The organism is Cardiobacteriaceae bacterium TAE3-ERU3, assembly GCA_019218315.1.
Lineage (GTDB): Bacteria > Pseudomonadota > Gammaproteobacteria > Cardiobacteriales > Cardiobacteriaceae > JAHUUI01.
Genome location: JAHUUI010000005.1, coordinates 42,692 through 68,999, shown reverse-complemented (window position 1 = coordinate 68,999; position 26,308 = coordinate 42,692). Strand labels below are relative to the sequence as shown.

The 26,308-nt window shown below is 48.0% G+C and carries 24 protein-coding genes; 7 read left to right on the top strand and 17 right to left on the bottom strand.

Features of this window, described 5'->3' with window-relative positions:
- Positions 1-146 precede the first annotated feature (146 nt).
- The 4 genes from ilvD to KRX19_09875 all read left to right on the top strand — a co-directional run bounded on the left by ilvD (position 147) and on the right by KRX19_09875 (position 4,927).
- On the top strand, positions 147-2,009 hold the full coding sequence (gene ilvD / locus KRX19_09890; protein MBV7435335.1) for a dihydroxy-acid dehydratase: 1,863 nt from the start codon (positions 147-149) through the stop codon (positions 2,007-2,009).
- A 112-nt stretch (positions 2,010-2,121) separates the two neighbouring features.
- Positions 2,122-2,655 carry an inorganic diphosphatase gene (ppa, locus tag KRX19_09885; protein MBV7435334.1) on the top strand — a complete coding sequence of 178 codons (534 nt, stop codon included), beginning with the start codon at positions 2,122-2,124 and terminating at the stop codon, positions 2,653-2,655.
- Positions 2,656-2,662: 7 nt separating this feature from the next.
- Positions 2,663-3,736 (top strand): ribonuclease D, encoded by a 1,074-nt coding sequence (locus KRX19_09880; protein MBV7435333.1) that lies wholly within the window; start codon positions 2,663-2,665, stop codon positions 3,734-3,736.
- Positions 3,737-3,925: 189 nt separating this feature from the next.
- Positions 3,926-4,927, top strand: coding sequence for a rhodanese-related sulfurtransferase (locus KRX19_09875; GenBank protein MBV7435332.1), 1,002 nt, complete (start codon positions 3,926-3,928; stop codon positions 4,925-4,927).
- A gap of 64 nt (positions 4,928-4,991) precedes the next feature.
- On the opposite strand, the gene KRX19_09870 is transcribed toward KRX19_09875, so the two are convergent.
- The 16 genes from KRX19_09870 to corA all read right to left on the bottom strand — a co-directional run bounded on the left by KRX19_09870 (position 4,992) and on the right by corA (position 20,676).
- A complete protein-coding gene (locus KRX19_09870; protein MBV7435331.1) occupies positions 4,992-5,669 on the bottom strand; it encodes a phosphatase PAP2 family protein in 678 nt (225 codons plus the stop codon).
- 9 nt (positions 5,670-5,678) lie between these two features.
- Positions 5,679-6,326: a DUF2959 domain-containing protein gene (locus KRX19_09865; protein ID MBV7435330.1), complete on the bottom strand. Its 648-nt coding sequence runs from the start codon at positions 6,324-6,326 to the stop codon at positions 5,679-5,681.
- Between the two features lie 81 nt (positions 6,327-6,407).
- A complete protein-coding gene (gene rsfS, locus KRX19_09860) occupies positions 6,408-6,743 on the bottom strand; it encodes a ribosome silencing factor (GenBank protein MBV7435329.1) in 336 nt (111 codons plus the stop codon).
- A gap of 32 nt (positions 6,744-6,775) precedes the next feature.
- Positions 6,776-8,032 (bottom strand): glutamate-5-semialdehyde dehydrogenase, encoded by a 1,257-nt coding sequence (locus tag KRX19_09855; protein MBV7435328.1) that lies wholly within the window; start codon positions 8,030-8,032, stop codon positions 6,776-6,778.
- Positions 8,033-8,099: 67 nt separating this feature from the next.
- Complete coding sequence (locus KRX19_09850) at positions 8,100-8,771, bottom strand: cold shock and DUF1294 domain-containing protein (protein ID MBV7435327.1); 672 nt, start codon at positions 8,769-8,771, stop codon at positions 8,100-8,102.
- Between the two features lie 230 nt (positions 8,772-9,001).
- The gene (gene holA / locus KRX19_09845) at positions 9,002-10,027 is read right to left on the bottom strand and encodes a DNA polymerase III subunit delta (protein MBV7435326.1); all 1,026 of its coding nucleotides are present in this window, start codon (positions 10,025-10,027) and stop codon (positions 9,002-9,004) included.
- Between the two features lie 8 nt (positions 10,028-10,035).
- Positions 10,036-10,521 (bottom strand): hypothetical protein, encoded by a 486-nt coding sequence (locus tag KRX19_09840; GenBank protein MBV7435325.1) that lies wholly within the window; start codon positions 10,519-10,521, stop codon positions 10,036-10,038.
- Positions 10,522-10,580: 59 nt separating this feature from the next.
- The gene (gene leuS, locus KRX19_09835) at positions 10,581-13,148 is read right to left on the bottom strand and encodes a leucine--tRNA ligase (protein MBV7435324.1); all 2,568 of its coding nucleotides are present in this window, start codon (positions 13,146-13,148) and stop codon (positions 10,581-10,583) included.
- The gene (gene lnt / locus KRX19_09830) at positions 13,111-14,571 is read right to left on the bottom strand and encodes an apolipoprotein N-acyltransferase (protein MBV7435323.1); all 1,461 of its coding nucleotides are present in this window, start codon (positions 14,569-14,571) and stop codon (positions 13,111-13,113) included. The genes leuS and lnt overlap by 38 nt, the downstream gene beginning before the upstream one ends.
- 82 nt (positions 14,572-14,653) lie before the next feature.
- Positions 14,654-14,845 (bottom strand): CsbD family protein, encoded by a 192-nt coding sequence (locus KRX19_09825; GenBank protein ID MBV7435322.1) that lies wholly within the window; start codon positions 14,843-14,845, stop codon positions 14,654-14,656.
- Between the two features lie 148 nt (positions 14,846-14,993).
- Complete coding sequence (locus KRX19_09820) at positions 14,994-16,778, bottom strand: SurA N-terminal domain-containing protein (GenBank protein MBV7435321.1); 1,785 nt, start codon at positions 16,776-16,778, stop codon at positions 14,994-14,996.
- Between the two features lie 311 nt (positions 16,779-17,089).
- Positions 17,090-17,545: an azurin gene (gene azu, locus KRX19_09815; protein MBV7435320.1), complete on the bottom strand. Its 456-nt coding sequence runs from the start codon at positions 17,543-17,545 to the stop codon at positions 17,090-17,092.
- Between the two features lie 95 nt (positions 17,546-17,640).
- On the bottom strand, positions 17,641-18,567 hold the full coding sequence (locus KRX19_09810) for a tyrosine-type recombinase/integrase (GenBank protein MBV7435319.1): 927 nt from the start codon (positions 18,565-18,567) through the stop codon (positions 17,641-17,643).
- Complete coding sequence (gene dapF / locus KRX19_09805) at positions 18,564-19,400, bottom strand: diaminopimelate epimerase (GenBank protein MBV7435318.1); 837 nt, start codon at positions 19,398-19,400, stop codon at positions 18,564-18,566. The genes KRX19_09810 and dapF overlap by 4 nt, the downstream gene beginning before the upstream one ends.
- A 10-nt stretch (positions 19,401-19,410) precedes the next feature.
- Positions 19,411-19,665 (bottom strand): GlsB/YeaQ/YmgE family stress response membrane protein, encoded by a 255-nt coding sequence (locus KRX19_09800; GenBank protein ID MBV7435317.1) that lies wholly within the window; start codon positions 19,663-19,665, stop codon positions 19,411-19,413.
- A gap of 30 nt (positions 19,666-19,695) precedes the next feature.
- A complete protein-coding gene (corA, locus tag KRX19_09795) occupies positions 19,696-20,676 on the bottom strand; it encodes a magnesium/cobalt transporter CorA (protein MBV7435316.1) in 981 nt (326 codons plus the stop codon).
- 213 nt (positions 20,677-20,889) lie between these two features.
- Between corA and KRX19_09790 the strand changes: the two genes are divergently transcribed.
- Positions 20,890-22,362: an alanine:cation symporter family protein gene (locus KRX19_09790; protein ID MBV7435315.1), complete on the top strand. Its 1,473-nt coding sequence runs from the start codon at positions 20,890-20,892 to the stop codon at positions 22,360-22,362.
- Between the two features lie 140 nt (positions 22,363-22,502).
- On the top strand, positions 22,503-23,564 hold the full coding sequence (hemE, locus tag KRX19_09785; GenBank protein ID MBV7435314.1) for a uroporphyrinogen decarboxylase: 1,062 nt from the start codon (positions 22,503-22,505) through the stop codon (positions 23,562-23,564).
- 7 nt (positions 23,565-23,571) lie between these two features.
- Here the strand turns inward: hemE and KRX19_09780 are convergent, their stop codons facing one another.
- Positions 23,572-24,228: a glutathione S-transferase gene (locus KRX19_09780; GenBank protein MBV7435313.1), complete on the bottom strand. Its 657-nt coding sequence runs from the start codon at positions 24,226-24,228 to the stop codon at positions 23,572-23,574.
- 159 nt (positions 24,229-24,387) lie between these two features.
- Between KRX19_09780 and thrS the strand changes: the two genes are divergently transcribed.
- The gene (gene thrS / locus KRX19_09775) at positions 24,388-26,307 is read left to right on the top strand and encodes a threonine--tRNA ligase (GenBank protein MBV7435312.1); all 1,920 of its coding nucleotides are present in this window, start codon (positions 24,388-24,390) and stop codon (positions 26,305-26,307) included.
- The last annotated feature ends 1 nt before the right edge of the window (position 26,308 follow it).

Genomic DNA, 26,308 nt, shown 5'->3' with positions numbered 1-26,308 from the left:
TCATCTTATTAATTAAGACTACGCCAAAAGCGCCACACGGGATGTGGCGCTTTTTTATGAGTCTGCAGTGATGGAGTAGCCCAATACTTGGGTAAAGCGAAGCCATCCATTACAATATCAGATCTTTTTCTAAAGCTATAAACATCATGAGCAAAATAACCTATCGTTCCAAGACTTCTACCGGCGGGCGTAATATGGCCGGTGCGCGTGCATTATGGCGTGCAACCGGAATGAAAGATGGTGATTTCAATAAGCCTATTGTCGCGGTCGTCAATTCGTTTACCCAGTTTGTGCCGGGGCATGTGCACCTGAAAGACATCGGGCAAATGGTTGCGCGCGAGATTGAGAAGGCGGGCGGTGTTGCTAAAGAGTTCAATACCATTGCTGTAGATGACGGTATTGCTATGGGACATGATGGCATGCTTTACTCGCTGCCATCGCGCGATATCATTGCAGATAGCGTCGAATATATGGTTAATGCGCATTGCGCGGATGCGATGGTGTGCATTTCTAACTGCGACAAAATTACCCCCGGTATGTTGATGGCCGCAATGCGCCTCAACATCCCTGTGATTTTTGTCTCTGGTGGGCCGATGGAGGCGGGCAAAACCAAGCTGGCCGAACATCATCTTGACTTGGTCGATGCGATGGTTATGGCTGCTGATCCTGATGTCAGTGACAATACTGTCGCTGAAATAGAGCGCAGTGCTTGCCCAACTTGTGGCTCTTGCTCAGGGATGTTTACAGCGAACTCGATGAACTGCTTGACTGAAGCCATGGGGCTGTCTTTACCAGGCAACGGTACCGTACTGGCGACACACGCTGATCGTCGTGAATTATTCTTGAAAGCGGCACGTCAGATTGTCACTAATGCTCGGCGTTATTACGAAGAAGGTGATGACCGTGTCTTACCGCGCACTATCGCATCAGCAAAAGCATTTCATAATGCCATGACCCTCGATATTGCAATGGGGGGCTCAACCAATACTATTTTGCACTTACTCGCAGCAGCGCAAGAAGCAGAAGTGAATTACACACTGCTCGATATTGATGCGTTGTCGCGCAAAGTACCTCAGCTGTGCAAGGTCGCACCGAATACCCAAAAATATCATATTGAAGACGTGCATCGTGCTGGCGGGATTATGAATATCCTTGCGGAGCTGGATCGTGCAGGGTTGTTACATACGGATCTCCCCACAGTACACAGTGCGACGCTTAAAGATGCGATCACTCATTTTGACCTCGTCGCCGGTACAGGTGGAGAGGAAGTCAGGCACTTTTATTTGGCAGGCCCTGCGGGTATCCCGACGCAAGAGGCATTTAGTCAGGATTGTCGTTACCCGTCACTTGATGAAGACCGGGCGCAAGGTTGTATCCGCAATATAGAGCATGCTTATGGGCAGGAGGGTGGTCTCGCTGTATTGTACGGCAATATTGCACTTGATGGATGTGTGGTGAAAACGGCTGGTGTTGATGAGTCAATTCACGTATTTAGCGGTAAAGCAAAGGTTTATGAGAGTCAGGATGCCGCAGTAACCGCAATCTTGAAGAAGCAAGTCAAAGCCGGTGATATCGTCATTATCCGTTACGAAGGGCCACGTGGAGGCCCAGGCATGCAGGAAATGCTTTATCCGACCAGTTATCTCAAATCCATGGGGCTGGGCAAGGAATGTGCTTTGCTCACCGATGGGCGCTTTTCTGGTGGTACGTCGGGCTTGTCCATTGGTCATGCCTCACCAGAGGCCGCGGCCGGTGGTGCGATTGGCTTGATTGAGGACGGCGACCGCATTGACATCAATATTCCCGAGCGCAGCATTAACCTGATCATTGATGATGCAGAGCTGGCGCGGCGCCGCGAAGCGCAAGACAAGAAAGGCTGGCAGCCAGCTGAACCTAGAGAACGATACGTCAGCACGGCATTACAAGCTTATGCATTGCTGGCGACCAGTGCCGATAAAGGCGCAGTGCGCGATAAAGCGCGCTTGGCGGAGCTGTCTCGGCGAGGCTAGGTGAGGTTATTCTGGGTAAGAGTGGCGTGATAAAAGCTGCCAAACTTACCCTATCACCGCACAAACGTTATAGAATAAGTGATACAGTTTACTTTTATCTTTGGAGGCTTTAATGAGCTTAAAAAATGTACCGGCCGGCAAAAATTTGCCAGAATCTTTTAATGTTGTAATTGAAATTTCAGCTAATTCAGGCCCTGTTAAATACGAAATCGATAAAGAAACCGGTGCGTTGACCGTTGACCGTTTCATGCCAACAGCAATGTATTATCCTGCTAACTATGGCTATATCCCACAAACGCTGTGTGATGATGGTGATCCACTGGACGTATTGGTACTGACGCCTCACCCAGTTGAGCCGGGTTGTGTCATTGAATCTCGTGCCTTGGGTGTTTTGCATATGACTGATGAAAAAGGTGGTGATGCAAAACTGTTGGCTGTGCCGACTGAAAAGCTTTGCCCAATCTATGCCCAATACCAAAGTATTGATGATTTGCCAGAGCTGACGCTTGAGCAAATCCGCCACTTCTTTGAGCAGTACAAGGCACTTGAAAAAGGTAAGTGGGTTAAGCTTGATGGCTGGGGCGATAAAGCAGCCGCAGAGGAAGAAGTGCGCAATAGCGTCAAGCTCTATCAAAAAGAAGGCTAATTCTTTGATGCCGACAAACAGAGCTGCGACACAGACACAATGGCACTGGGCGAGCGATAATGAATCGTTCGCCTTGGGTCGTGTGGTTTTTTACGACAGTGAGTTTGTCCGCGAGAAAAGTTATTTTCCCAAGCTTGCCTTGATGCAGTGGCAAGAGGCGGGTGCGGCCGAGGCCACACTGTGTGACCCATTATCAGCCCAGCCGCCTTGGCAAGCATTACTGCATCATTCAGCGCCTTTAGTTATGCATAGTGGGAGCCAGGATCTTGAGTTAATCCGGCAGGAAACGGGCTATTTACCGTCATCAGTCAGAGATACTCAAATAGGCTTTGCTTTGTGCCACCCTCAGCTGACGGTCAGTTTTGCTGAAATGGTTGAATATTATCTCGATGCCGTGGTGGATAAAAGTGCGACCCGTAGTGACTGGCTCAAGCGTCCTTTAGATGCAAAGCAGCTGGATTATGCGGCGAATGATGTTGGTCTATTAAGCCGAGTCTATCCACTTTTGTGTGCTGAATTAAGTCAGCTTGAGCGCTTGAGCTGGTGGGCTGAAGAGTGTCGTTATTTGCTTGATCATCAAGCTACCGTTCAGCTACAGCAGCAATGGTTCAAGCTGCGTAATGCGCCAAAGTTAAAAGGGCAGGAAACAGCCATAGCCGCATTGCTGCATACTGTGCGTGAGCATATTGCCCGTGATAAAAATTGGCCGAGACGCAAAGTGCTTGATGATGGCGTGATCTTTGATATTGCGCAAAGTGGTATTGAGCAAGCGGATGAGCTGGCAGAATTTCTCGATAGCGCTCATCTGATCTTTAGCAAGCAAAGCATGCTCGATGAAGGCTTTGCCCAGATCGCGAAACCTTATCCCGTCATTCCACGCAGTCCACGCTTGAATAATAAACAGCGCGAGCTGTTTAACCGGCTGGATAAGCGCAGTCATGAAGTGGCTGAAGTGTTGGGTATTCATGTAGATATGCTGAGTACTCAAAAAAATCTACGCTATTTCGCAGCTGGCGAGGCTGGCGAATGCAAAATTGATCGCGGCTGGCGCCGGCAATTTTTCAGTGATCTACTGGGCTGAGCATAGCTAAAAAACCAGCCCTACCTTGTTTGCTGTCAATTAGGTTCGTGAGTGTGTCATGCAATAAGGCACGCCTTACTTGCCTTTCGAAATAAAAGCTTTAAAATTCAGTCCTGAATTTCCAGAATCTATAGATTCCTTCCATTAACCGATGCACTGAACTTACGCTTCAGCGAGCAGGAGAACAACATGAGTGAAGCCTCAAATGGTGATATTGTCGTCACCGCATTGTATAAATTTACCCCTTTCCCTGATTTTGCCGATTACCGTGAAGCCATTCGCGATACCATGCTTGCGCATGACGTCAAAGGCACACTATTGATTGCCCATGAAGGCATTAATGGCACGATTGCAGGCAGCCGAGCCGGTATTGATGCCGTACTTGATTATCTGCGCACTATTCCTGCGATTGGTAGCTTTGACTATAAAGAATCATTTACTGATGAACAGCCCTTCTACCGTACCAAGGTTAAGCTGAAAAAAGAAATCGTCACTCTTGGTGTGGAAGGTATTGATCCATTGCAGTCCGTTGGGCGCTACGTGAAGCCAAAAGATTGGAATGCGCTGATCTCTGATCCTGATGTGGTGTTGATTGATACGCGCAATGATTATGAAGTACAGATTGGTACGTTCAAGCATGCCGTCAATCCGCATACCGAGTCTTTCCGTGAGTTTCCCGAGTATGTGCAAGAGCACCTTGACCCCAAGAAGCACAAGAAAGTGGCAATGTTCTGCACAGGTGGTATTCGCTGTGAAAAATCGACTGCGTACCTGAAGCAGCAAGGCTTTGATGAGGTTTATCATCTTGAAGGTGGCATCCTGAAATATTTGGAAGAAGTACCGGAAGAAGAGTCTTTATGGGAAGGAGAGTGTTTCGTCTTCGATAACCGCGTTGCCGTAAACCATAAGCTTGAAAAAGGGCAGTATGACCAGTGCTACGCCTGTCGTATGCCAATTACAGAAGAAGACAAGCAAAGTGCTGCGTATGTGCGTGGTGAGTCCTGCCCGCATTGCATCGATAAGGCAACTGAGGAGCAGCGTGCGCGATTCCGCGAGCGTGAACGCCAAATTCAGCTCGCTAAAGCACGTGGTGAGACGCATATTGGCGGTGAAGTCCCTGATTTGATTGAGCAGCGTAAAGCGGAAAAAGAAGCAAAGAAAGCGCAAGCTCCTTCAGGTAAGGCGCAATAGCGCACAAGCTTGTTGTGAAACATCAAGTCCCGGCTATATGGCCGGGCTTTTTGTTTCGCCCGGGCTATATGTGGTTAGATTCACTGTCGCGTAATTGCTTGCGTGCGACGATTGCTTGCCAGCCATAATAGCTAGCAATAACGCATAGAACGCCAATAGTCGCGCCAGCGATGGTATCAAGGATAAAGTGCTGCGCGAGATAAAGCCGAGAATAGGCGACGGCTACAGCGAGCAGCCCACAGACGAACTGCCACCAGCGCCGGTGACTAAATGTTGCCAGGCACAAGAAGGCGGTGAAAGTCATCGCGGTATGGCCCGAAGGGAAGTGGAAGTACATGCCTTGATCAACGCTGGCAATACTGTGTACCGTGATGCCCATCTCTTGAAAGAAATGGATTGGCCGCAGATGATGGGCAAACAGTCCATGCTTGAGTGCTTGCACGATGATCAGCTGTAATAAGCAGGCAACGACGTAAAAGCCAACCCCACCCCAGCGATAGCGCCAGCCAATGACTGCAGCAACCAACAATGCGAAAGGCAAGTCTCCTAAGTCGGTAATAAACTGAAAGGCGTGATCCAAAGCCGGCGTACCTTTAGTCACCAGCATTAAATGCAGATCAACTTTGCCAAAATAACTTTGTGCGGCTAAGCCAGCGATAGAAAAAACAGCAAATACCAGTAAAAAAGGCCAACAACGGATAATAAAATCTGTTGAATAGCGCGCAATAGGATCATTTTTCATGGAAGTGATTTATTGACCCTGAGTGTATTTCATACGCTGAATAAATTGATCGGCCTCGCGAATAGATGCGTCAAGTTCGTTTAGCAAGCGCGATACATTGCCTTGGACGTTGCGATATTCACCGCGTAATGCGGCAACTGCACGGGCATTGAGATTGTGCTTTAAGTAAAGTACTTGATCGTGGAATACGGTTAGTACAGGTGGAATCTTCGCTTGTACGGCCTTCATCGCACGGATAAGACGCTGATATTCACGCTGGGTATCGCGCAGTTGTCGCTCACTATCTGCGCGTAGCGAAGCATTACTGTATTCGTCGAGCTCATCTTCCCATTCGTCAAATAAATCCTCTGCGACGCGCTCTATGGCACGAATGCGCTCATCAACACGCTTAGCTGCTGACTCGCTGTCCTTATAAGCATCATCAAGCCGCTTATAGGTTGCTTCCAGCTCACCACCGTTGTACGACACGACTGAACCAAATTGCTCTAGTGCTGATTGAAACTCGGCTTTTGCGTCGTCTTGCGCATCGCGTGCCGAGACGACGCGGTCAACGAGGATATCGCGTTTGTAAACACCAAATTTTTCCATAGTCCCATAGTAGGCTGTGGAACAAGCGGTGAGTACACAGAGTAAAGTCAGGGTCCAAAGTGGGCGCATCATTTGTTTCTCAGTCGTGGATGTTAAGTATAGGCGACGGGAAATCGATCTGTACGCAATGACAGATCGAATCTCAATGGTTTAGCCGCGAGTTGGTGGCAATGACCACAGCTTGTCCAGCGCATAGAGTTCACGCGTCTCAGGGCGCATCAAATGTACGATGATGTCGCCGAGGTCAACCAGTACCCAGTCGCGGCTGTCTTCGCCTTCTACTCCAATTGGTGGCACGCCGGCTGCTTTACTGTCAGTGACGACTTTGTCTGCCATGGCGTGCAAGTGGCGATCAGAAGTACCACTGACGACGACCATGTAATCGGCGATGTCACTTTTGCCAGCTAATTCGATGGTCTGAATATCGACGCCTTTCATGTCTTCAAGGCTTGCGTGGACGAGTTCTTTAAGTTGTTCTACGTTCATAAAATTCCAATTTTGTGTGTAAATAATGTTGTTTAACGGGTAACGCCATCACTGATGACGATGAATTTTTCTACGGTGAGCCCTTCAAGCCCGACAGGACCACGCCAATGTATTTTGTCTGTACTGATGCCAATTTCTGCACCGAGGCCATATTCATAGCCATCAGCAAAGCAAGTTGGGGTATTGACCATGACTGAAGCGGAATCAATTTCGCGCAAGAAGCGTTGCGCGGTGCTGAAATGCTCAGTCACAATGGCATCGGTATGCTTTGAGCTGTATTTGTCGATGTGTGCGCAGGCGGCATCATAATCGGCAACGACTTTAATCGCAATCACCGGCGCGAGGTATTCAGTGGACCAATCATCATCGCTGGCTGGATTAATTTCAGCTGTATGAGCGCTTAGAATGGCTCTGGTTTGTTCACAGCCACGTATTTCCACTCCTTTGTCAGCGTAAATCTCGGCAATGCGTGGCAAAAAGGCTTCAGCAATGCCCTGATGGACGAGTAGCGTCTCGGTTGCGCCACAGATACCATAGCGGTAGGTTTTGGCGTTATCGGCGATACGCAGCGCTTTGTTCATATCTGCGTGTTGATCGATATAAGTGTGGCAAAGGCCGTCGAGATGCTTGATGACCGGCATTTTTGCCTGCTCACTGACCAGCTTGACCAATCCTTTGCCACCGCGTGGAATGATGACGTCAATATATTCTGCTGCATTGAGTAACTCTGCGACCAAAGCACGATCAGTGTCTGGGACCAACTGCACGGCATGTTCTGGTAATCCTGCTTGGGCTAATCCTTGCTGAATAGCCGCCATGATGGCGCGGTTGCTGTGGATGGCCTCTGAGCCACCACGTAAAACGGCAGCATTGCCAGATTTGAGGCACAGTGCAGCAGCATCTGCCGTGACGTTTGGGCGTGATTCATAGATGATACCGATAACACCGAGTGGAACGCGCATTCTGCCGATTTGCAGGCCTTTGTCATTGGTGCGCATTTTACTGATTTCACCAACGGGATCGCTGAGCGTGGCGATTTGGCGGATACCGTCAGTCATGCTCTGTAGTCTTGCTGGCGTCAGCTCCAGTCGATCGAGTAACGCAGGGCTTAAGCCCTTGGCTCGACCAGCAGTCAAATCTTTTTGGTTAGCTTGCTGTATCTGATCCTGCATTGTGAGGATGCTGTCTGCAATAGCGTGTAGCGCAGCACTTTTTTGCTGATTACCTGCATTGGCAAGAATTCTCGCGCTGCTTTTTGCCTGCTGACCCAGTTGGGCAATGATACTCATGGTGTTAGATCAATTAAGGTAAACCTGCATCATACAAATAACTTTTCGTGCAAGCAATGTTACGGCACTAAAAGCCCAAATAAGACATGATGTAATGGTTGAAGTAATCAAGATGCTCAGGAATAAAAAGTACCAGGGCGTAAAGTGCGGCAAAATTTATGATGATGCTCAGCCAAAAAAAGATGACAAAGCGGATTTTCTTGGTTTTATGGCGCAGTAGCGCTCTGGCAATTAAAGCACCAGGCCAGCCGCCAAGTATGGCTGCAATGTGTAAGCTGGCTTCGGGGATGCGCTGACGATGCTGAAGAGAGGCCTGCTTGTCCAAGCTGTAAAGCATATAGGTCAGGTTGCTGATGATCAATGAAGCAATGGCAAGCGGTGCAGAAATATAGGTTAACGCAGCATAGAAAAAAATACTGATCAGGGCGAAAATGAAACCTTCCGCAAGATGTGGTGGCAGTTGGGTGTTGTCGATGATGTTGTCGCCGTTGATGCTGTCTGCATCTTTAGCCAGTACAACGCGTTGTGCACTATAGCGACCATTTTTTTCCATAGCAATGAAAACGACTTTATTGCCTTTTTGTGGTCGGCTGTGGTGATAGGCAAAGCTGGATATATGGAAAAATACACCGGGTGATTTGGCTTTGTATTGGATAAAGCCGAAGCCTTTCTCATCATTCCAGTGACTGATGGTGCCATCAATGGCTTGATTGAGAGGTGGGGGCGAAGGGTTAGCCATACTGCTATGAGTTGTTTATCACGCTAAACAATCTCATCGCCCAAATAGATGCTATCTCTTGCCAAGTATGCGATATCGCACGTAGTAGAGAACTATTATGTTTGGGGGGTGAAATCATTTGCATGTTTGTCAGGTTAAAAAGTACATCATAGCTTATTGCTGCGTGGCTTGAAAATCCAGCGAAGCAGGGAGTGGGTGCAGCAAACATACGGCATTTATGATACCTCATACTAACGAGTCGCATGATGGCGCTGAGCGAGTAATAGTAGGTACTGACTGAGTGTGAGCCAAAAATCACCAGCTTCGGCACCTTTGGTGAGGCGGTCGAGCTTGGCGCAGAGTTTTAGTGTGTTCCGGATCAATGCCGGGGAAAAGCGTTTCTTGGCTTGCTGGTAGCGCTTCTGTTGCTGTGGGCTATAGAGCCGATATTGCTTGAACATATCACCGTGTTGCTGCGGGGGAAGGGTGTGTAGTTGCAGCAATGTATTCATATCACGCTGGATTAGCCATGTGACAAGCGTTGCTTGGTCAGCATGTTCGTCGCGCAGTTTGTTGGTGATTTTCCATGCTTCGAGCCAGTGCCCGCTGAGTAAAGCGTCACTTAAGGTAAATACGCCAAAATGTGAAACATCTGAAAGTAAATCGCTGAGTAGATTAGGGCCTATGACGCTTTTGTGCTCAGGATGAATTTTGAGTCGGTCAATAGCCTGCTGTGCGGCAAGCAAATTACCTTGGCAATAATCCATCAGGCGCTGATATGCATCTTCTGTGAGGTGTAGCTTGGCGTTACGCAAGCGTTGGTCTATTTGTCGGGCCAGAGTGCTGGGATAAAGGGCTTTACTTTGCACCACGGTATTTTGGCCGTTAAATAAAGCTTTATACCAACCGGCGGTATGCGGTTTCTCAAGGTTTGGTGCGTAGATCAGGAGGCGAATACTGTCAGATTGCCGTGAGGCAAGCGCTTTGAGTATTTCACCGGCTGCTTTATTGAACTTTTTATCGTCACTGTGCAGCTCTATAGCGCGTTTGCTGGCAAACAGCGATGGTGTGTCAAATTCATTGAGTAGAGTCGGCCAGCGGAAACCACCATCGCTGTCGAGGCGTTGGCGCTCGCTATAGCCTTCTTTTAGGACACATTGCCGCCAAGCATCAGCAGCTTCGACATTGAGCAATGTTTCTTCGCCGTAGATTAAGGTTACGGGCGTACTGCTTTGCTTGTCGAAGTGCTGGGGGGCTTGCTCGGCTTGAATATTCATTGGTTGAGTTATTTCGCGCTTACTGATTCGAGGAAGCGGATCAGCTTGTCCGTATTTTCTCGTTGTAAGCGGTGGCGTGTTTCCGCAGCTTCAGCACTGCTGCCGAGATAAGTATCGCTGTTGTATTGTACATAGGCACTACTTTCTATACGGCGTTGGCCCAAAAATTTGCCATTACGTTCAACTCGAGCATCGAATCCGATGGTGAGTTCAACCTCTTTGCTCCGGTCATTATCACCGATAGCGGTATTGAATGAGTTTTCCCGAGCATTTGATATGGATAGAGCGAGTCCGTTGGTTGGGTCACTAATCAGCTGAATATTGCGTGCTTGTAGTTGTGAGACGATGTTTTCAGCTAATGCGTCGTCACATGCGCAGTCAAGGTAAATAGCGTGAATTTTGGTGCTATGTTGCTCTTGTCCTTTGAGATGGAAGCCGCAGGCAGTAATGAATGTTGTCAATAAAACGATGGTAAAGATGTGGATCTTTTTCATGGTATACCTTTGAGTCAATGACCAATCCGGCATGATTTAAGCCGGATTGGTCGGGTCGATTAGCCAACCACCAAGTTGACTAGCTTATTTGGTACGACAATCGCTTTGCGCAAAGTTGTGCCTTCAAGGTGCTTGGCAAGGGTTTCATCAGCTTGTGCTGTGGCAATAATGTCGTCTTTACCCATATCAGCCGGGACGGTGATTTCACCACGGCGTTTGCCGTTGATTTGCACGACAAGAGTGAGTTTATCCTGCTTGAGCGCGGATTCATCCACTTCAGGCAATGCAACGTCCAGAATACTCTCACCATAGCCGAGATCGACCCATAATTGCTGCGTGATGTGTGGCACAATTGGTGCCAAAATCAGTAGCAGTGTGCGTACGCCTTCATTGCGCAATGCTTCATTGCCAGGCTCAATGTCACCAAGGGTATTGAGCAATTTCATGGCAGCAGAGACGACAGTGTTGAATTGGCTGCGCTGGTAGTCGAAGCGGGCTGAGCGGATTTGTTCATGGATGTCGCGGCGAATCGCTTGGTGCTTTTCGTCGAGTGTACTGCTGTCAGTGCTGTGCTCATTGCCGAGTTGGTCTTTAAACTCATGGCAATAAGCCCACAGACGCTTCAGGAAGCGGTGTGCTCCTTCCACTCCGTTATCCGACCATTCGAGTGTGGACTCCGGTGGCGCTGCAAACATGGTATAGAGACGTGCAGTATCAGCACCGTATTGCTGTACCAAACTGGCTGGATCAATACCGTTGTTTTTGGATTTGGACATCTTTTCCATGCCACCATAATTGACCGGCTGGCCATCTGCGATGAGGGTGCCGCCGGTGATCCGGCCTTTTTCATCAGTGATTGGCTCGACGTCTGCAGGGTTGAACCATTGCTTGCGACCATCCGCTCCATCGCGATACCACGTTTGTGCCAGTACCATACCTTGAGTGAGCAGACGCTTAAATGGCTCGTCAATTTTGAGCAGACCTTCATCACGCAGTAGCTTGGTGAAGAAGCGCGCATAGAGAAGGTGGAGAATGGCGTGCTCAATACCGCCGATGTATTGGTCGACAGGCAGCCAGTAATTGGCCTCTTCATCAAGCATCTGTTCGCTATTTTTGGCGCAGCAGTAGCGAGCAAAGTACCAGCTCGACTCAACGAAAGTATCCATGGTGTCTGTTTCGCGTCGTGCAGGGCTACCGTCGATCGGGCTGCTCGCACGTGTAAAGTCATCAAGCTTTGAGAGTGGGTTGCCGCTGCCATCGGGGATCAGGTTTTCAGGCAAGCGGACGGGAAGATCTTTGTCTGCAACCGGAACGTCACCGTGTTCATCGGTATGAACCACTGGAATTGGGCAGCCCCAATAACGCTGACGGGAAATACCCCAGTCACGCAGGCGGTATTGAATAGTGGTTTTGCCGAGTTCTTTTTCAGTGAGTACTTTGGCGATGGCATTGAAAGCCGTGTCAAAGTCCATACCATCGAACTCATTAGAGTTAATGAGTGTGCCGTGCTCAGTGCTTGGCAGAGTGTCATCTTTGCCAGTGTTGATAACCTGCTTGATAGTAAGGTCGTACTGGGTGGCAAATTCGAAGTCACGCTGGTCATGCGCAGGAACTGCCATAACCGCACCCTCGCCGTAATCCATCAGGACGTAGTTAGCGACCCATACAGGTACTTTTTCATCAGTGAGTGGATGGAGAACATACGCACCACTGAACATGCCTTTTTTCTCTTGCTTGGCACGTTCCGCTTCTGAAACACCACCTTGCTGGCGGCATTCCTTGATGAATGCGGCAAGTTCAGGATTGTTCTCAGCCATTTGTGTGGCAAGTGGATGTTCGGCTGCTACGGCACAATAAGTAGCGCCCATCAGTGTATCCGGACGGGTAGTGAAAACAGTCAGTTTTCCCTCACCTTCGGCATAAGGGAATACGACATCCATACCGCGTGATTTGCCGATCCAGTTGCGCTGCATGGTTTTAACTTGATCAGGCCAGCCTTCAAGCTGATCAAGGTCGTCAAGTAGCTCATCTGCATAAGCTGTGATGTTGAAATAATACATCGGGATTTCACGGCGCTCAACCGGTACACCGCTGCGCCAGCCTTTACCGTCGACGACTTGCTCGTTGGCGAGTACAGTGTGCTCGACAGGATCCCAGTTAACTGTGCCATTCTTACGGTAAATGATGCCTTTTTCGTATAAGCGCGTGAATAGCCATTGTTCCCAGCGGTAGTATTCAGGGTGGCAAGTTGCGAGCTCACGAGACCAATCGAAGGCAAAGCCAAGTCGGTTGAGTTGTCCGCGCATATCTGCGATGTTGCTGTAAGTCCATTCAGCGGGGGCTACTTGGCGGTCAATCGCGGCATTTTCTGCAGGCAGGCCGAATGCATCCCAACCCATGGGTTGTAGGACGTTTTTACCGAGCATGCGCTGATAGCGGCTGATAACGTCGCCAATCGTATAGTTGCGGACGTGCCCCATGTGCAGTTTCCCGGAAGGGTAGGGGAACATGGAAAGGCAATAGAATTTTTCGCGCGTGTCGTCAGGCTTGGCCTCAAAGGCGCGTTGTTTTCCCCAGTTTTCCTGAATATCAGGTTCGATGATGTTGGCTTGGTACTGTGCTTGCATGCGATCTTAAAGTTAAGGTGAACAGACCAAGCATCATAGCATAGAGAGCCATCATCACGACAAAGATGGTATTGCCATAACGAGCATAAGGCGTTGTACCAATATGTGGCTGGATATAGCCGGATAGCACGGCGGCTTCAAAACGGGGAAGGCGTTTGCGTAAATTACCGCGTGCGTCGATGATAGTAGTGATGCCATCGTTGGTTGCGCGTGCTGTCTCGCGCTCGAGCTCTCGGGAGCGCATCTGGGCCATTTGCAGATGTTGGTCTGCTGCGATGGAATCTTTAAACCAGCTATCGTTGCTGATGTTGATCAGGTACTGGGCTTCAGGCATAGCGTGGCGTATGTCTCGGCCAAATGCCGCTTCAAAACAAATCGAGACGCCAGCGCGAATACCGTTTGTGATCATGGGTGGCTGCTTGGCATCACCACGAGAGAAATCATTAAAAGGGATCTCAACAAAATCATTAAAGAAATTCAGGAAAGTTCGCATCGGAATGAACTCGCCGAAGGGCAATAAATGATGTTTGTCGTAACGGCCTTCGCCTCTACCTAAAGCGATAACGCTGTTAAAAAACCGCTCTTCTTCCCAGCTGCCAGAAGGAATACCGGTAACAAGTGTCTGATTTTTACTTAAAAATAGTGTGTTTAGTTCTTTTATATGACTATCTGTGACGTCGCTTTCCAAAAAAGGAATTGCCGTTTCTGGCCATATAATGACGCTTTCATGGCGGTTTGCTGAGAGTGTGACGTATTTTTCAAGCCCTTCCAGCATATGGGCTGGGTTAAATTTAATCGTCTGCGCGATATTACCTTGCACCAAGGCAACGGAGAGTCGATTGCCAACGGGGTTGGTGAAGTGCAGTGTACGGCTGATATAGACGGTAGCTAAAATAATAAGCGCAAAAAGAATGGGGGCTTTTTGGTGCGTGATCCATGCATACGCAATGAGGCTTGCAATCATGGCAACTGCCAGTGAAATGCCAAATACGCCGGTAATTGGAGCAAGGCCATCCAGAGGTGCGCCGAGTTGACTATAGCCGAGGCTGAGCCATGGGAAGCCTGTGAGAATGTATGCTCTGGCGAGTTCCCCTAGACACCAAAGGAATGGGATCAAAAGCATACGTAGTAATGTGGCGGATCTGCTGATTTTACCGAGTAGCCAGCCCGTGACCATTGGGAATAGTGCGAGGAAAAGAATGAGAATAATATTGGCAAAAATGGCAAAGCTTAGCGCTGCACCGCCAAATGAGTACAAGCTAATATATACCCAGTGTAAACCGACACCAAAATAGCCAAGCCCAAAAAAGAACCCTGTCAAACCAGGGCGGGTTGTTTCCGGGCGTAACCACAGCCATGACAGTGCAAGCATGCCAATGATGGCAACGTACCATTGTGAGAATGGTGCGAATGCCAGTGTCATGATTGAGCCGCTGAAAAGGGCAATAATTAGGTTCATACAATAAAAAAGTCAGCCCGGCGATACCGGGCTGACTTTCGTTGAATTAGAAATCGAACTTATCAGCTTCGCGTTCAGCTTCTTCTTTTGTGTAGCCGTAACGCTCTTGCAGCTTACCGATCAGAACATCTTTCTTACCATCGATAATATCTAAATCATCATCGGTGAGCTTACCCCATTGTTGTTTGGCTTTACCTTTGAGTTGAGTCCACTGACCCATAATTTGATCCCAGTTCATAATGCTCTCCTTTGTTGTTAGTGATATCGCTGCTGCGATATTTAAATCATAACATCGCCCATAATAGATCTGTATGAACAAGCAGATAAGATTGCTCACTATTTTAAATCTGTCATGGTGTAGATAGTACTAAGTTGTTATGGCCTTTTTATTGGGTAGGTTGTCGTTCGATTCTGATGTCAGCATGTTCAGTGAGCCAGCTCAGCATACCTTGGTAGTTTAAGAGCTGCTCTTGTCGTTGCCACTGGGTGCTGATGAAGTTTTGTATCGCCTCATCAATTTCACCACTGGATACACTATCAAGGCGGGCAATCAGCTTATCGCCATTGTCAGCATTTAATATCGCTACCTGTTCACTTTGTTGGAAAAGTGCGCGTAGGGTGTCTTCAGTAAGGTTGTTTTGCTGTTGGCCCGGAGCGAGGTCTGTATATTGCGTGACGCTGCCATTGTGCTGCGCGATAAGTGCTTCTGGAGGCTGTATATCAGTCCATTGTGCCTTCACTTCATCAGCTGCAGTATCGAGTTGTTTTTCTGCAGCAGCTTGAGTGGCTAATGCTTTTACTTCAGCTTGAATATCAGCCAAAGGAGGAAGCTTGGCGTCTTGGCGTTCACTGATGGCGAAGAAAACGCTCTGGTCGTCGCTTAAGGCAACCGGCTGTGCCATTTCACCGACGCCAACTTGTTGCTCACCAAACAATTGTGGTGCGACATCTTCTTCGTTCATCCAAGGCTTGGGTGGGTTCTCTTGGTTAAACAGGCCAGTCTGTTGGGCTTCAACTCCTAGCAGAGCAGCAATTTGCTTGATATCTGAGCCACTTTGGGCTGCATCAAAAGCTTTGTTGGTCAATTCATGGTAGCGTGCTTGGGCATTTTCGTTGGCAATTTGTTGGCGGAGTGTTTCATCGTCTGGAACGTCACCTTGCTGAATTTGGCCTGCAACGACAATCATAAATCCATAATCTGTATCGAGAACAGGTGAGATATCACCCGTTTTATCAAGTGCAAAAAGTGCATCATCTGCCTTTTGAGAAAGCCCTTCCCCTTGGCTGTGCAAATTGAATTTACCATGCTCGCCACTTTCCGAACCATCATCAATTGCTGCAGTGATTGTGGCCAAATCTACACCATCAAGCAGCTCTTGATGGGCTTTCTCGGCGCTGGATTTTTCATCAAATAATAAGTAATCACCATCACGCTTTGAGGACTTGGCGAGTAATTCTGAACGCGCTTGTTCCAGTGCTTGCGGGCTTACTTTGCTTGGATCAGCCAGAGTGGCAATATCAAAAAGAACATAATTTAATGCAACTTCTGGTGGCTGCATCAATGCTTCGTGGTGTTCATCGTAATAAGCTTGAATATCGGCATCGTTAACCTTGGCCTTAGACATGGCATCAGCAATAGGCAGGCGGACGATACTGAATGAGCGGTTTTGAGCAATATTTTTGATAAAGGTATCAGCGATAATTGGCTGACTGCGTTGCGCTTGTGCCAGCATACTGTAGTACGTTTGCGTGGCCATATCATGGCGTACTAGGCGCTCGTAGTTTGCAGCGTCCATCCCAATACGGTTCAAAAAGTGCTGGTATTCCGTTTCGTCGTTAAAGCGCTCTTTAATTGTCTCGTAAAGTGCTTGGTCAGGGTAGTGGAATCCAGTTTTGCCAACATGTTCGCTCAGCACCAACTGGCTGATGAGTTGGCGCATTGCTTCACTCTCGGCTTGTTGTAATGGAAGATCAGGATTATTGCGTTGAATATCGCCTACTGCGCGCTGGAACTGGTTGTATGAAATATCTTGTCCGTTTACTTCAGCAACGCTGTTGCTTTGATCCATGGCAAAAAATGGCACACCAATAAACAACATACCAATACCTGCGAGGCCTACCAGTATATAAGTCGTTAGGCTGGTCTTCTTTTCTCGTATATCATCAAGCATGGTTGGCCTCGGTGGAATAAAAAGCTGAATTTTATGTGAGTAAGTACTATTGGGCAAGGTGGAATTACTTTTCCTTGTGCCAAACTTTCATATTTTCAGGTCATATGATGACCAAATAATTTGAATGAATGCGGCTGGCAGCTGCGTTAATTTTCCTGATAGCGATCAGTATTCGCAATAAATTGGGGTTTAGTGGGGTAACTGATTGTGTAGCATCGTGTACGTAGCGTTTGTATAAAACTATACGTTTGTAAATAATTGCCGCATAAAAAAACGGCCCCAAAGGAGCCGTTTCTGCTCGAAAAGCGATATTACTCGACAGTGATGCTGCCTTTCATGATTGAGCTGTGACCTGGGAAGCTACAGAAGAATGTGTAGTCACCACCAGCCTCAAGATCAGCTGTGCTGAAGCTAACTTCTGTTTTTTCACCGCCACCAACGACGTCAGTGTGGGCGATGACGCGTTCGTCATCTGGCTTGAGGTAGTCGTTATCGATACCGGCGCTGATGCCATCATTTGCAATAGCTTGGAAATCACCAGTAGCTGAAATCACAACGTTGTGCCCCATGGCATTTTTTGGCAAGTTGCCGACATGGTCAAGCTCTACAGTGAACTCAGGGCAAGCTTCTTTGTTGATGGTGAAGTTGTCAATGTTGTATTGCATGGCGTCATTGCCTTCAATGACAACTTTGCACTGCTCAGCATCTTGAGCAAATGCACCTGTAGCAAAAGTGGTAGCAATGGCTGCGATCAGTAATTTTTTCATATTTATCTCTACCTTTTGGTTGGAAAACTGAACCAATGTTATGAGTTTACGGTATTAATTGCAATAAATTGCATGAAATGGCAGGTGATAATTTATTAACTTTTGTCGGTATTATCAATTTTATGCTTTTGTGCGCGTGGATGTGCTTGATGGTATGCCTTGTTCAAATGTTGGTAGTCTAGGTGGGTATAAATTTGTGTGGTGCTTAGGCTGCTATGGCCTAAAAGCTCTTGTACGCTGCGGATATCTTGGCTGGATTGCAGAATGTGGCTGGCGAAACTGTGGCGTAATTGGTGTGGGTGAATGTGTCGGCCGGGAAGGTTGCGCTGTGCGAGGCGCTCTAAGGACAATTGTATACTGCGGTGGCTAAGGCGGTTGCCACGTCGAGAAAGAAATAGTGCCAATTCATTATCGGCTGGCGAGCTCCATTGGGTACGAACTGAAAACCAGCGTTGCAAAGCAATTTGAGCTTTACTGCCAATATATATGTTGCGTACTTTGCCGCCTTTGCCGCGGATGCGTAAATGTTGTTTGCCTATGCTGTCAATGTCTAAAGCGGCCAATTCTGCGAGGCGCAGGCCGCTGCTGTAAAACAGCTCACCAATGGCATGATCACGCAAAATAAGCGGATCATTTTCATCCTCGGGTGGTGGCTGCAGTAATTGGCCAAGTTCTTCTGGGGACAGGGTTTCCGGTAGTGCTTGCTCGCGGTGCTTGGGGAGTTTTAGCCCGGATGTTGGGTCGTTACTGCATTTGCCTTGCATGTTTAGCCATGAAAAATAGCTGCGTAATGCCGCTCTGTGCTGTACTAGTGTCCGTGGATTAATGCCTTTACGATATGCGGCATTGAGTAATGCTTGCAAGGCGTTCTGGTCAAGCTGATGTAGAGGAACGTCTGTTTGTTGTGTGAGAGAGGTCAGTATGCGCTGGTAGGTGGCACAACTGCTTTCGGCCAGCTGTCGTTCGTATCGGATATAGCGCAGGTAGTCTTGTAAAAGTAAAAGATCGTTGCCTGAACTCATGCCAGTGTGCCGTGATACACGGTTTCAGCCGGGCCGGTCATAAATAGGTCATGACCTTCTCCGCACCATTCAATGATGAGTTCACCGCGATGCATTTTTACTGCTACAGATTGATCGAGGTCTCCTCGCGCGATACCTACCGCAGCGGCTGCACATGCGCCTGTGCCACATGCTTGCGTCTCACCGACACCGCGTTCAAAAACACGTAGTGCGATTGCACCACGATGGATGATTTGCATGAAGCCAACGTTTACTTGTGCAGGGAAAAGAGGGTGCTTTTGTAGTGCTGAGCCAATAGGTGTGACCGCAGCATTTGTGATGTCGTGACATGCGGTAACGGCATGGGGGTTACCCATAGAAACAATACCGAAGGAGCAATTGTGCTCATTTACAGAAATAGGTTGGTGTAGACGGTCGCACTGTTCGGTGGTGAAAGGGGTGAAATCTGGTTCGCCCATATTCACGCGAAATTGATCAATTCCGTCTTTTTCTCCTGCATAGGCAATATCGATAATCCCTTTTTTGATGGCGACGCGATATTGGTTCTTAGTAGGGCAGAGGTTATGGTCTCGGATGTATTTCCCGAAACAGCGAGCGCCGTTGCCGCAATGCTCTACCTCACTGCCGTCGGCATTAAATATGCGGTAGGCGAAATCTGTATCGGGAGAAGGGGGTGGCTCGACCACCAAGAGTTGATCAAAGCCAATACCGGTATAACGGTCAGCCAGCTCGCGAATATGTGCCGCTGACCAATCGAAAGGTTCGTGTAGGGCATTCAGGACAATGAAATCATTGCCCAGCCCATGCATTTTACTGAATGATTGAATGCCCATTGCGTCTGGCTTAGCGCTTACGCGTTACCATGTTGTAGACGACGAGAATTAAGATTGCGCCGATGACGGACATTAAAAATCCGACTGGCTCGCCCTCACGGTACCAGCCGAGACCGCGGCCAATAAAGCCCGCAACAAATGAACCGGCAATACCCAAGCCAATGGTCAATAGGCAGCCGAGATTGTCTTGTCCCGGGTGCAGCGCACGTGCGATTAATCCAGCGAGAAAGCCAATGACGATCATGCCGATGATTCCAGTACCCATAATTACTCCTTAAATGTCATGTGGTGATAATTAAAGCCAACGTTTTTTGCGAAAGACGATCAATAATACGATAACAATTGTCGCCATGACACCTAATAGTATGAAATAGGCGTAATGATATTTTAGCTCGGGCATGTAGTCGAAGTTCATGCCGTAGATGCCGGTGAGTACGGTTAGAGGCATAAAGATGATGGTGATGACCGTGAGCAGGCGCATTTGCAAGTTAAGCTGGTTGGACTGGATATTCAGGTAAGTATCAGTAATGGAACTGATTGTATCGCGTGCGCCATCGAGGGTATCGACCATTTGTGAGCAGTGGTCAGCAATATCGCGAAAATAGACTTTGGTGTGTTCATCAATCAGTGGGTGTGGGTTGCGCATTAACTGGATGACGCTGTCATTGGTGCGGCGCATATAGCGGCGTAGCTTGCCTGCTTCAAGGCGCAGGGTATGTGCCTTTGCCAAGGTTAGCTTTGAATCGGGTGAAAACAGTTTGCGGTCACTTTTGTCTATCTTGTCAATGAGATGTTCGGTGACGTCAAAATAATCATCTACCAGGCAATCTAATAAGGTGTAGGCTAAAAATCCTGCGCTGAACTCATCGTCATCTCTGGGTTGATGATCAAAGCGTGCTCCCATTGGCTCAAAGATGGCTATCTGGCCGCTACGGAACGTCATTACCATATTGGCTTTGATGATCATTGATATTTGCTCGCCTTGTAGTTTGCCTGACTTATATTTAAAGGCGCGAGAGACGAGAAAGATATAGTCGTCATAAAGTTCTACTTTTGGCTGTTGACGAGTGTTGCAGATGTCTTCAATGACCAGTTCGTGGATATTGTAAGGTTGTAGTGTTTTAGTAAGTTCTTCGGCGTCTAAATTTGATGAAAAATCAATCCAGTGTAAAGTTTCTTCTTCAATAGTTGGCGCGACAAATTTGTCTGGTTTTGAAGTATTGCGTACAAATTCACGGCTGAAATACTGGGTGTGGGTGATGATACTTTTACTCATTAATTAAGAACCATTTTAAGTAAGTTGTATGGAATGCAATGTACGTTATTGCGTGGCTATGTCAATGCTTGTTAGGGATTTTAAAGCACTTTTATTGGGGTAGAGTTATATGTGCTATTTTCTAAATGAAATTGATTATTAATTTAATCATTGGGTCAGTATTTAAATGTTTGTTAATGTGCTATCTTAGCAAATTATTTTTTGGAGTTCGGTATGTTGGCATGGATTCATGAGCTTGTTGGCTCAATTAATGGGGTCTTGTGGGGCAAGGTCTTGGTTGTACTGCTGGTTGGCGCAGGGTTGTACTTTTCCGTTCTGACTCGTGTGGTTCAAGTACGCTTGTTTGCGCATACGATTGGTCTGATCAAGCATAGCCGTAACGGCGGTGGGCTTGAGCATGGCGTATCTTCATTTCAGGCGTTGGCGACTTCGTTGGCGGCACGTGTTGGTACGGGTAATCTGGCTGGGGTGGCCATTGCGATCAGCGTTGGCGGACCTGGTGCGGTGTTTTGGATGTGGGTGACTGCTTTAGTCGGTATGGCAACGGCATTTATTGAGTCGACGCTAGGGCAAGTCTATAAGGTTGCCGGAGAAAATCCAGGGCAATTCCGCGGTGGGCCAGCATACTATATTGAGCGAGGGCTGAAACAGCGTTGGCTGGGCATTATTTTTGCAATTTGCTTGCTGATTGCCTTTGGCTTTGCTTTTAATGCTGCGCAGGCAAATACGATTGCCGATGCGCTACAAACGTCACTTGGTTGGGATACTAAATGGGTTGGTATCGGCTTGGTCTTATTGATCGCGCCAATTATTTTTAGTGGTATTCACCGTGTTGGTCAGGTCTCAGAAGTAATTGTGCCACTGATGGCGCTTGGCTATATCCTGATTGGTTTGTTTGTAGTCATTACCCATATTGCAGATGTACCAGCAGCATTGTTGGTAATTTACAAGAGTGCTTTTGGCCTTGATCAGGTTGCCGGTGGGGTATTTGGTGGCTTGGCAGCGGCTATGCTAAACGGTATTAAGCGTGGCTTGTTCTCTAACGAAGCGGGTATGGGTTCTGCGCCGAACATTGCTGCAGCCGCAACGACTGTGCCTAAGCATCCTGCGGTACAAGGTTTTATGCAGATGTTTGGTGTGTTTGTTGATACCTTGGTTATCTGTACCGTTACAGCGGTTATTATCATTTTGGCTGGTCCGGAATTTTATAACCCGGGCTCTGATGATGTGCAGGGTATTACATTGACGCAAAATGCGTTGTCTACCTTTGTTGGGGATTGGGGTGTTCATTACATCACGATTGCACTGTTCTTCTTCGCCTTTACTTCCGTCTTGGGTAATTACTCTTATGGTGAGTCGAATATTGCTTATATTGCCGGCCGCCGTAATGCCAATATAGCAATCATCGTATTCCGCTGTTGTGTGCTTGGGGTCGTGTATCTCGGTAGTGTCGCGGATCTTTCTACAGTTTGGGATTATGCAGATTTGGCAATGGGCATGATGGCGTTGATCAACTTGGTTGCTATTTTGCTACTTGGCAGCTTGGCATTGCGTGTGTTGAAAGACTACGAACGTCAAATAAAAACCAAAGGTATCATGGATCTTTCATTTAACCCTGCGAACTTCCCAATTATTGGTCGTGGTGTTGATCCGAAAGCATGGCCGGTACTTGATAAAGATGATTAAGTAGATAGTCCCTATATGATTGAAGGCTGGCTGTATGGTCAGCCTTCTGTGTTTTTATGGTTCGATTGAAAAGATGGTTTAGAATTGCCACGGTTTTATGACGTATTGGGTCATAATAGTAGTATTGATTCGGAGGCGAGATGAGCGAGAACAATGATTTAATGCTGCGCGTGTTGCGCGGAGAGAAAGTAGAGCGTACACCGGTTTGGATGATGCGTCAGGCTGGGCGTTATTTACCTGAATATCGCGCAACGCGTGGTGAAGCCGGTAGTTTTATGGACTTATGCCGCAATGCAGATCTGGCGTGTGAGGTAACTTTACAGCCGCTACGCCGTTACGCACTCGACGCTGCCATTTTATTTTCCGATATCCTAACTATTCCTGATGCGATGGGTTTGGGATTGGAATTTGTTTCTGGTCAAGGGCCTGTATTTGCACGAACCGTGCGCAGTGAAGCAGATGTGGCTGCATTGCCATTGCCCAAAATGGATGATGAGCTGGATTATGTGATGAATGCGGTGCGTACCATTCGCAGTGAGCTTAATGGTAAGGTGCCGCTGATCGGCTTTACTGGTAGCCCTTGGACGTTGGCGACCTACATGGTTGAGGGAAAATCCAGTCGTGATTTTGCTGAAGCAAAGAAGCTCGCCTATCAGCAGCCGGAAGTCATGCACGGCTTATTGGCTAAGCTGACGCAGTCAGTTACTGACTATCTCAATGCGCAAATTGCCGCCGGTGCGCAAATTGTGATGATTTTTGATACATGGGGTGGGGCATTGCCACATTGGGCGTATCCATTGTTCTCTCTTGATTACATGAAGAAGATTGTTGCTGGTCTGCAAAATGATGCGCAAGGTAATAAAGTTCCCGCGATGTTGTTTACCAAAGGTGGCGGACAGTGGTTGGACTTGATGAAAGACAGTGGTGCTCAAGGGTTGGGTTTGGATTGGACCACGTCATTGGCAAAAGCACGACAGACAGTTGGCGATGATATGGTATTACAAGGGAATCTTGATCCCGGTATTTTGCGCGCCAATCCTACTACTATTCGTGCAGAAGTAGCGCGTGTACTGGCAGACTACGGTCACGGCCATCGTCATATCTTTAATTTAGGCCATGGAATTACGCCGGATGTACCACCAGAGCACGCAGCTGCGATGATTGAGGCCGTGCACGAGCTGAGCCCCGACTATCATCGCTGATTCGGAATCAGTTTGCGCCTGGTCGCTCAATAGCAGCACCCTTTTCAACAGCTCGCTGCTGGGCAGGGCGGCTGCAAACACGTTCTAGCCACGCATCGATAGTGGGATGCGCACCAGCAAAAGCTGATACCGGATAAGCCATCTGAATATCAGCTGCTGTAAACGATTCACCAACGAAATACGGCTGTTGATCCAAATGATCGGCAAGGTAGGTTGTTAGCTTGCTGAGTTCTGGATCAAAAAAAGCGCTGTTTATGCCATTAACAACTTTGCTCGTGATAGGGCGTAGCAGCGCTGGAATAGGTGGCTTTGCAGTACGTGAGACAATCAAGCGGGCGAATAGCAAAGGCATCAGGCTGGCTTCAGAAAAATGTAGCCAGTAGCGGTATTGCTCGTAAGCGGATGTGTCGTATGCTGGGCGTAAATTATGGTTGTGGCGGTCTAGAAGATAGTCGATGATGCTTGCCGACTCACTAATAACTTGTCCGTTATCTTCCAACAATGGAGATTTGCCCAAAGGGTGAATGGCACATAGTGATTGCGGCGCACGTAGCGTTTGTGGATCTCGCTTATAAGTCACCAGCTCATAATTCAGCTGCAATTCTTCAGCTAACCAAACAATACGATGGCTCCGTGATTGCTCAAGATGATGGATGCGGTACATAAAATAACTCCGAAGTTTGGTTTTGCCGCAATATCGACTAAAATAGCCCGTTTGTAAAATCAAACTCGAACTGCATTGTTGGCTATCCGCGAAGCTTAGCATAGCTTTTGCCGGTCGAGTGTTGCAAGTACTTGATCCAGAGTAATTAAGGAGTTTTCTATGGTCGATATTACCCTTCCCGATGGCAGTATTAAGTCTTTTGAAGGAACGACCACCGGCGCAGAAGTTGCGGCATCAATTGGCGCAGGGCTTGCCAAAGCAGCAATTGCCGTACGTGTTAATGGGCAATTGCAGGACTTAAGTGATCCGATCAATGAAAATGCAGAGCTTTCGATTATCACTGCAAAAGACGATGAAGGTCTGGAGATCATTCGTCACTCATGTGCACACTTGCTCGGCCATGCCATGAAGCAGCTGTGGCCAGATGCAAAAATGGTCATTGGTCCGGTAATTGAAAACGGCTTTTACTACGACGTTGCTTGCGAACACCGCTTTAATCCTGATGATCTTGCAAAGCTTGAGCAGCGCATGAAAGAGCTGGCCAAGACAGGCTACGAAGTCGAAAAGAAATGGACACCTGTTGCAGATGCGCGCGCTGCATTTGATGATCGCGGCGAAACCTACAAAATTCGCCTGATCGACGATTTTGATGCTGACGTCAAGCAAGTCGGCCTCTACCATCACCAAGAATATCTCGATATGTGTCGTGGGCCACACGTACCGAACATGGGGCACATCAAGGCATTCAAACTGATGAAACTATCCGGCTCTTATTGGCGCGGTGATGCCAATGGTGAGCCATTGCAGCGTATTTACGGCGTCGCTTTCCGTGACAAAAAAGCACTTAATGCTTACCTTGAGCAGATGGCGGAAGCGGAAAAGCGTGACCACCGCAAAATAGGTAAGCAGCTCGACTTGTTCCACTTCCAGGAAGAAGCGCCGGGTATGGTATTTTGGCATGCCAAAGGCTGGACGATTTACCGCGAAATTGAAAACTACATGCGCGGCAAATTGCGTGAATATGGCTATCAGGAAGTGATGGCGCCGCAGATTCTTGACCGTACGTTGTGGGAAAAATCCGGCCACTGGGATAAGTTTGGCAACAATATGTTTACTTGCTGTATTGATGAGCATGACTATGCCGTTAAGCCAATGAACTGTCCGGGGCATGTGCAGATTTTCAATCAAGGTTTGCGTAGCTATCGGGAATTGCCGATTCGCATGGCCGAATTTGGTATTTGCCACCGTAATGAACCATCAGGTACGCTGCACGGCTTGATGCGTGTGCGTCGTTTCGTACAGGATGACGGGCACATTTTTTGTACTCGCGCGCAGATTAAAAGCGAGATCGAGCAGTGCTGTAAGATGGTTTACGATGTATACAAAGACTTCGGCTTTACTGAAGTTGAGTTGGCACTCTCTACTCGTCCTGAGCAACGTGTTGGCTCTGACGAACTATGGGATGAAGCTGAATCAGATCTTAAAGCTGCTCTTGAAGAGCAGGGCTTGGATTATATTCTGCAACCTGGTGAAGGCGCATTCTACGGCCCTAAAATTGAATTCACTTTGAAAGACAGTCTTGGTCGCCGCTGGCAGTGTGGAACAGTGCAGCTTGATTTCTCAATGCCGGGGCGTCTTGGTGCGCAATACATCGATGAAAATGGCGATAAACAAACGCCGGTTATGATCCACCGCGCAATACTCGGTTCGCTGGAGCGCTTCATCGGTATCCTGATTGAGCAGTATGCTGGCTGGATGCCGTTGTGGTTGTCTCCCGTCCAAGCCGTTGTTATGCCGATTACCGATGCGCAGGGTGATTATGTCAGCGAAGTCGATGAAAAATTGACTGCACAGGGCTTCCGCATCGAAAAAGATTTGCGTAATGAGAAGATTGGCTTTAAAATCCGCGAACACACTTTAGAGCGCATACCGTATTTGCTGGTTGCCGGAGACCGTGAAAAGGAATCTGAAAACGTAGCAGTACGTACGCGAGACGGGCGCGATCTTGGCGTAATGGCCGTGAGCGAGTTCGCAGCACTCATGCGCGACAAGATTGAGACCAAAGCACAGGAGATTTAGC

What these genes read in the sequence shown, in the direction of transcription:
- ilvD (MBV7435335.1), top strand. Translation starts at nt 147, where the DNA reads ATGAGCAAAATAACCTATCGTTCCAAGACTTCTACCGGCGGGCGTAAT.
- ppa (MBV7435334.1), top strand. Translation starts at nt 2,122, where the DNA reads ATGAGCTTAAAAAATGTACCGGCCGGCAAAAATTTGCCAGAATCTTTT.
- KRX19_09880 (MBV7435333.1), top strand. Translation starts at nt 2,663, where the DNA reads ATGCCGACAAACAGAGCTGCGACACAGACACAATGGCACTGGGCGAGC.
- KRX19_09875 (MBV7435332.1), top strand. Translation starts at nt 3,926, where the DNA reads ATGAGTGAAGCCTCAAATGGTGATATTGTCGTCACCGCATTGTATAAA.
- KRX19_09870 (MBV7435331.1), bottom strand. Translation starts at nt 5,669, where the DNA reads ATGAAAAATGATCCTATTGCGCGCTATTCAACAGATTTTATTATCCGT.
- KRX19_09865 (MBV7435330.1), bottom strand. Translation starts at nt 6,326, where the DNA reads ATGCGCCCACTTTGGACCCTGACTTTACTCTGTGTACTCACCGCTTGT.
- rsfS (MBV7435329.1), bottom strand. Translation starts at nt 6,743, where the DNA reads ATGAACGTAGAACAACTTAAAGAACTCGTCCACGCAAGCCTTGAAGAC.
- KRX19_09855 (MBV7435328.1), bottom strand. Translation starts at nt 8,032, where the DNA reads ATGAGTATCATTGCCCAACTGGGTCAGCAGGCAAAAAGCAGCGCGAGA.
- KRX19_09850 (MBV7435327.1), bottom strand. Translation starts at nt 8,771, where the DNA reads ATGGCTAACCCTTCGCCCCCACCTCTCAATCAAGCCATTGATGGCACC.
- holA (MBV7435326.1), bottom strand. Translation starts at nt 10,027, where the DNA reads ATGAATATTCAAGCCGAGCAAGCCCCCCAGCACTTCGACAAGCAAAGC.
- KRX19_09840 (MBV7435325.1), bottom strand. Translation starts at nt 10,521, where the DNA reads ATGAAAAAGATCCACATCTTTACCATCGTTTTATTGACAACATTCATT.
- leuS (MBV7435324.1), bottom strand. Translation starts at nt 13,148, where the DNA reads ATGCAAGCACAGTACCAAGCCAACATCATCGAACCTGATATTCAGGAA.
- lnt (MBV7435323.1), bottom strand. Translation starts at nt 14,571, where the DNA reads ATGACACTGGCATTCGCACCATTCTCACAATGGTACGTTGCCATCATT.
- KRX19_09825 (MBV7435322.1), bottom strand. Translation starts at nt 14,845, where the DNA reads ATGAACTGGGATCAAATTATGGGTCAGTGGACTCAACTCAAAGGTAAA.
- KRX19_09820 (MBV7435321.1), bottom strand. Translation starts at nt 16,778, where the DNA reads ATGCTTGATGATATACGAGAAAAGAAGACCAGCCTAACGACTTATATA.
- azu (MBV7435320.1), bottom strand. Translation starts at nt 17,545, where the DNA reads ATGAAAAAATTACTGATCGCAGCCATTGCTACCACTTTTGCTACAGGT.
- KRX19_09810 (MBV7435319.1), bottom strand. Translation starts at nt 18,567, where the DNA reads ATGAGTTCAGGCAACGATCTTTTACTTTTACAAGACTACCTGCGCTAT.
- dapF (MBV7435318.1), bottom strand. Translation starts at nt 19,400, where the DNA reads ATGGGCATTCAATCATTCAGTAAAATGCATGGGCTGGGCAATGATTTC.
- KRX19_09800 (MBV7435317.1), bottom strand. Translation starts at nt 19,665, where the DNA reads ATGGGTACTGGAATCATCGGCATGATCGTCATTGGCTTTCTCGCTGGA.
- corA (MBV7435316.1), bottom strand. Translation starts at nt 20,676, where the DNA reads ATGAGTAAAAGTATCATCACCCACACCCAGTATTTCAGCCGTGAATTT.
- KRX19_09790 (MBV7435315.1), top strand. Translation starts at nt 20,890, where the DNA reads ATGTTGGCATGGATTCATGAGCTTGTTGGCTCAATTAATGGGGTCTTG.
- hemE (MBV7435314.1), top strand. Translation starts at nt 22,503, where the DNA reads ATGAGCGAGAACAATGATTTAATGCTGCGCGTGTTGCGCGGAGAGAAA.
- KRX19_09780 (MBV7435313.1), bottom strand. Translation starts at nt 24,228, where the DNA reads ATGTACCGCATCCATCATCTTGAGCAATCACGGAGCCATCGTATTGTT.
- thrS (MBV7435312.1), top strand. Translation starts at nt 24,388, where the DNA reads ATGGTCGATATTACCCTTCCCGATGGCAGTATTAAGTCTTTTGAAGGA.